This is a genomic window from Chryseobacterium sp. Mn2064 (genome assembly GCF_049319685.1).
Taxonomy (GTDB): Bacteria; Bacteroidota; Bacteroidia; order Flavobacteriales; family Weeksellaceae; genus Chryseobacterium.
This window is the reverse complement of the sequence record NZ_JBMOUE010000012.1, coordinates 1-5416: the sequence shown is the minus strand read 5'-3', so window position 1 is coordinate 5416 and position 5416 is coordinate 1. Positions and strand designations below refer to the sequence as shown.

2 tRNA genes and 2 rRNA genes are annotated in these 5416 nt (G+C 46.5%); all 4 read left to right on the top strand.

Annotated elements, in window-relative coordinates:
- Positions 1-428 precede the first annotated feature (428 nt).
- The 4 genes from ACL9RH_RS23850 to ACL9RH_RS23835 all read left to right on the top strand — a co-directional run bounded on the left by ACL9RH_RS23850 (position 429) and on the right by ACL9RH_RS23835 (position 5296).
- Positions 429-1945 (top strand): 16S ribosomal RNA (locus ACL9RH_RS23850).
- 210 nt (positions 1946-2155) lie between these two features.
- Positions 2156-2229 (top strand) — tRNA-Ile (locus ACL9RH_RS23845).
- 83 nt (positions 2230-2312) lie between these two features.
- Positions 2313-2386: transfer RNA gene (locus tag ACL9RH_RS23840), tRNA-Ala, on the top strand.
- 153 nt (positions 2387-2539) lie between these two features.
- Positions 2540-5296: ribosomal RNA gene (locus ACL9RH_RS23835) — 23S ribosomal RNA — on the top strand.
- The 16S and 23S rRNA genes sit together here with 2 tRNA genes alongside, the layout of an rRNA operon.
- Positions 5297-5416: the final 120 nt, after the last annotated feature.

Sequence of the window (5416 nt, the reverse complement as noted above, 5' to 3'; positions counted from 1 at the left end):
AAGTTGTTATCTTTGCCGCACTGAAAAACGAAAGAGATTCGGTAGCGCAGGAGAGCTTTTAGATAAGCATAGAACAAGATAACTTCAAAAAGATAGCGACGAAAAAAACTTCAAAACTTTTTAATAAAAAAGTTGCGAGACAAAAAAGAGTTTGTATCTTTGCAGTCCCAATTACAGGGAGCGCAGGAGTTAGAGATTAAGGGTTAGAGAGGGATTAAGGTTAACAAAAAAACTTTAAAATTTTCTTCAAAAACATTTGGTCATTACGAAATAAAGTTTTACTTTTGCACTCGCAAATACGGAGCGACACTGACAGAAAGATTGCTTCGTTGAAAAGCGAAAGATATAAAGATCATTGACATACAATATAACAACCAAGTAAGGAAAAACTAAAGCGTTAAAAAACTTTGAGTGAGTCAGACAAACATACAATGGAGAGTTTGATCCTGGCTCAGGATGAACGCTAGCGGGAGGCCTAACACATGCAAGCCGAGCGGTAGAGATTCTTCGGGATCTTGAGAGCGGCGTACGGGTGCGGAACACGTGTGCAACCTGCCTTTATCTGGGGGATAGCCTTTCGAAAGGAAGATTAATACCCCATAATATACTGAATGGCATCATTTGGTATTGAAAACTCCGGTGGATAGAGATGGGCACGCGCAAGATTAGATAGTTGGTGAGGTAACGGCTCACCAAGTCTGCGATCTTTAGGGGGCCTGAGAGGGTGATCCCCCACACTGGTACTGAGACACGGACCAGACTCCTACGGGAGGCAGCAGTGAGGAATATTGGACAATGGGTGAGAGCCTGATCCAGCCATCCCGCGTGAAGGACGACGGCCCTATGGGTTGTAAACTTCTTTTGTATAGGGATAAACCTTTCCACGTGTGGAAAGCTGAAGGTACTATACGAATAAGCACCGGCTAACTCCGTGCCAGCAGCCGCGGTAATACGGAGGGTGCAAGCGTTATCCGGATTTATTGGGTTTAAAGGGTCCGTAGGCGGATCTGTAAGTCAGTGGTGAAATCTCACAGCTTAACTGTGAAACTGCCATTGATACTGCAGGTCTTGAGTAAAGTAGAAGTGGCTGGAATAAGTAGTGTAGCGGTGAAATGCATAGATATTACTTAGAACACCAATTGCGAAGGCAGGTCACTATGTTTTAACTGACGCTGATGGACGAAAGCGTGGGGAGCGAACAGGATTAGATACCCTGGTAGTCCACGCCGTAAACGATGCTAACTCGTTTTTGGGTTTTCGGATTCAGAGACTAAGCGAAAGTGATAAGTTAGCCACCTGGGGAGTACGTTCGCAAGAATGAAACTCAAAGGAATTGACGGGGGCCCGCACAAGCGGTGGATTATGTGGTTTAATTCGATGATACGCGAGGAACCTTACCAAGGCTTAAATGGGAAATGACAGGTTTAGAAATAGACTTTTCTTCGGACATTTTTCAAGGTGCTGCATGGTTGTCGTCAGCTCGTGCCGTGAGGTGTTAGGTTAAGTCCTGCAACGAGCGCAACCCCTGTCACTAGTTGCCATCATTAAGTTGGGGACTCTAGTGAGACTGCCTACGCAAGTAGAGAGGAAGGTGGGGATGACGTCAAATCATCACGGCCCTTACGCCTTGGGCCACACACGTAATACAATGGCCGGTACAGAGGGCAGCTACACAGCGATGTGATGCAAATCTCGAAAGCCGGTCTCAGTTCGGATTGGAGTCTGCAACTCGACTCTATGAAGCTGGAATCGCTAGTAATCGCGCATCAGCCATGGCGCGGTGAATACGTTCCCGGGCCTTGTACACACCGCCCGTCAAGCCATGGAAGTCTGGGGTACCTGAAGTCGGTGACCGTAACAGGAGCTGCCTAGGGTAAAACAGGTAACTAGGGCTAAGTCGTAACAAGGTAGCCGTACCGGAAGGTGCGGCTGGAACATCTCATTTTAGAGCGTCTTTAGACGTTAAACAAAATTAGTACGCAAGTACATTATACTTACTTAAAGCCTAGCTTTAGTTTTTTGTTTGGTTGATTATATAAAAAAATACAAAACCCACTAGAAATTAGTATAGGGAAAGAGATTTAGAAAAGAAGTTAGGAATTAGGAGTTAGATTTAGTCTAACATCTGATATCTAAAATCTAACATCTAAAACAAAGTCTCGTAGCTCAGCTGGTTAGAGCGCTACACTGATAATGTAGAGGTCGGCAGTTCGAGCCTGCCCGAGACTACTAATTAAAGCGGTAAGCTGGTAAGCTTTAAGCAGTAGGCATTTAGCCTAAAGCTTATAGCGTATAGCCTACAGCACCTAGAGGGGGAATTAGCTCAGCTGGCTAGAGCGCCTGCCTTGCACGCAGGAGGTCAAGGGTTCGACTCCCTTATTCTCCACAGTTTTGGAAGTTTGATTTAAAAGTTACGATTGGAGCCAAAAACAACAATTGTTCATCAGACTGAAAAGAAGAAATTAAGATCATTGACATTAACGGTAAAGACATCACAAAGAGAAAACCGAGCGCATAAAGCGCTTGAGTAACCAATAGGAAAGAAATCGTTAAGGGCGTATGGCGGATGCCTAGGCTTTCAGAGGCGAAGAAGGACGTGGTAAGCTGCGAAAAGCTGCGGGGATTGGCACACACGAATTGATCCGCAGATGTCCGAATGGGGCAACCCAATACATTGAAGATGTATTACCTCGTAAGAGGAGCAAACCCGGAGAACTGAAACATCTAAGTACCCGGAGGAAAAGAAATCGAAGAGATTCCGTAAGTAGTGGCGAGCGAAAGCGGATTAGCCCAAAAGTCTTTATATATTTAGAAGAACGTTCTGGAAAGAACGGCCGAAGATGGTGATAGCCCAGTATTCGAAAGGTATATATAGATGATAAATGAGTAGGGCGGGACACGTGAAATCCTGTCTGAATATGGGGGGACCATCCTCCAAGGCTAAATACTCCTGAAAGACCGATAGTGAACAAGTACTGTGAAGGAAAGGTGAAAAGCACTTCGAATAGAAGGGTGAAATAGAACCTGAAACCGTACGCCTACAAGCGGTCGGAGCAGCGTAATGCTGTGACGGCGTGCCTTTTGCATAATGAGCCTACGAGTTAATTTTACTAGCGAGGTTAAGGTATTAAGTACCGGAGCCGGAGCGAAAGCGAGTCTGAATAGGGCGCATAGTTAGTAGGATTAGACGCGAAACCTTGTGATCTACCCATGGGCAGGTTGAAGCTCTGGTAACACAGAGTGGAGGACCGAACCGGTTGACGTTGAAAAGTCTTCGGATGACCTGTGGGTAGGGGTGAAAGGCCAATCAAACTGGGAGATAGCTCGTACTCTCCGAAATGCATTTAGGTGCAGCGTCGTATATAAGTTTATTAGAGGTAGAGCTACTGATTGGATGCGGGGGTTTCATCGCCTACCAATTCCTGACAAACTCCGAATGCTAATAAATGTTCTACGGCAGTGAGGGCATGGGTGCTAAGGTCCATGTCCGAGAGGGAAAGAACCCAGACCAACAGCTAAGGTCCCAAAATATATGTTAAGTTGAAGCAACGCGGTTGGACTGCATTGACAGCTAGGATGTTGGCTTGGAAGCAGCCATTCATTTAAAGAGTGCGTAACAGCTCACTAGTCGAGCGGTCCGGCATGGATAATAATCGGGCATAAACATATTACCGAAGCTATGGATTTGTATTTTAGATACATCTGGTAGGAGAGCATTCTATTTGCGCCGAAGCAGTACTGTGAGGTATTGTGGAGCGGATAGAAAAGAAAATGTAGGCATAAGTAACGATAAAGCAGGCGAGAAACCTGCTCACCGAAAGACCAAGGCTTCCTCAGCCATGCTAATCAGCTGAGGGTTAGTCGGGACCTAACGCGAACCCGAAAGGGGTAGTGGATGGACAATGGGTTAATATTCCCATACTTGCTCACGAATAAAGGGGACGGTTGGATGTAGCTGCTGGAGACTGACGGAATAGTCAAGGCCTAGCCTTCGGGCGAAGCTGCTGTAGTGTAATCTGATCCAAGAAAAGCCGAAGTGAAGCAACCCGTACCAAAACCGACACAGGTGGTCGAGGAGAGAATCCTAAGGTGCTCGAGTGAGTCGTGGCTAAGGAACTAGGCAAAATAGTCTCGTAACTTCGGAAGAAGAGACGCCAGCAGCAATGCTGGCCGCAGTGAAGAGGCCCAGGCGACTGTTTATCAAAAACACAGGACTCTGCTAAATCGAAAGATGCTGTATAGGGTCTGACACCTGCCCGGTGCTGGAAGGTTAAGGAAGGTGCTTAGGGTTAAACCGAAGGCATTAACTGAAGCCCCAGTAAACGGCGGCCGTAACTATAACGGTCCTAAGGTAGCGAAATTCCTTGTCGGGTAAGTTCCGACCTGCACGAATGGTGTAACGATCTGGGCACTGTCTCAGCCACGAGCTCGGTGAAATTGTAGTATCGGTGAAGATGCCGATTACCCGCAATGGGACGAAAAGACCCTGTGAACCTTTACTATAACTTCGTATTGACTTTGAGTAAGTAATGTGTAGGATAGGTGGGAGGCTTTGAAGCAGGCACGCTAGTGTTTGTGGAGCCAACGTTGAAATACCACCCTTTACTTACTTGGAGCCTAACTTCTTTTAGAAGGACATTGCGTGGTGGGTAGTTTGACTGGGGTGGTCGCCTCCAAAAGAGTAACGGAGGCTTTCAAAGGTACCCTCAGCACGCTTGGTAACCGTGCGTAGAGTGTAATGGCATAAGGGTGCTTGACTGTGAGACCTACAAGTCGATCAGGTGCGAAAGCAGGACATAGTGATCCGGTGGTTCCGTATGGAAGGGCCATCGCTCATAGGATAAAAGGTACTCCGGGGATAACAGGCTAGTCTCCCCCAAGAGCTCACATCGACGGGGAGGTTCGGCACCTCGATGTCGGCTCGTCACATCCTGGGGCTGGAGAAGGTCCCAAGGGTTGGGCTGTTCGCCCATTAAAGTGGCACGCGAGCTGGGTTCAGAACGTCGTGAGACAGTTCGGTCTCTATCTATTGCGGGCGTTAGATGTTTGAGAGGGCTTGATTCTAGTACGAGAGGACCGAATTGAACAAACCTCTGGTGTATCAGTTGTACCGCCAGGTGCACCGCTGAGTAGCTACGTTTGGAAGAGATAAGCACTGAAAGCATATAAGTGCGAAACTCGCCTCAAGATGAGACATCTTTTAAGGGTCGTTGTAGATGACGACGTTGATAGGCTATAGGTGTAAAGACAGTAATGTCATAGCCAAGTAGTACTAATTACCCGTAGATTTATAGCCTTTGGTTGCTATATCTAAAATTATAATATAATGAAATGACAAGTACTTTATGCGCAGCGAAGGTTTTGTCTTTGTGAAAGTTTTTATCGCTTAAAAAGCAATAAGCTTAAGGCCTGATGC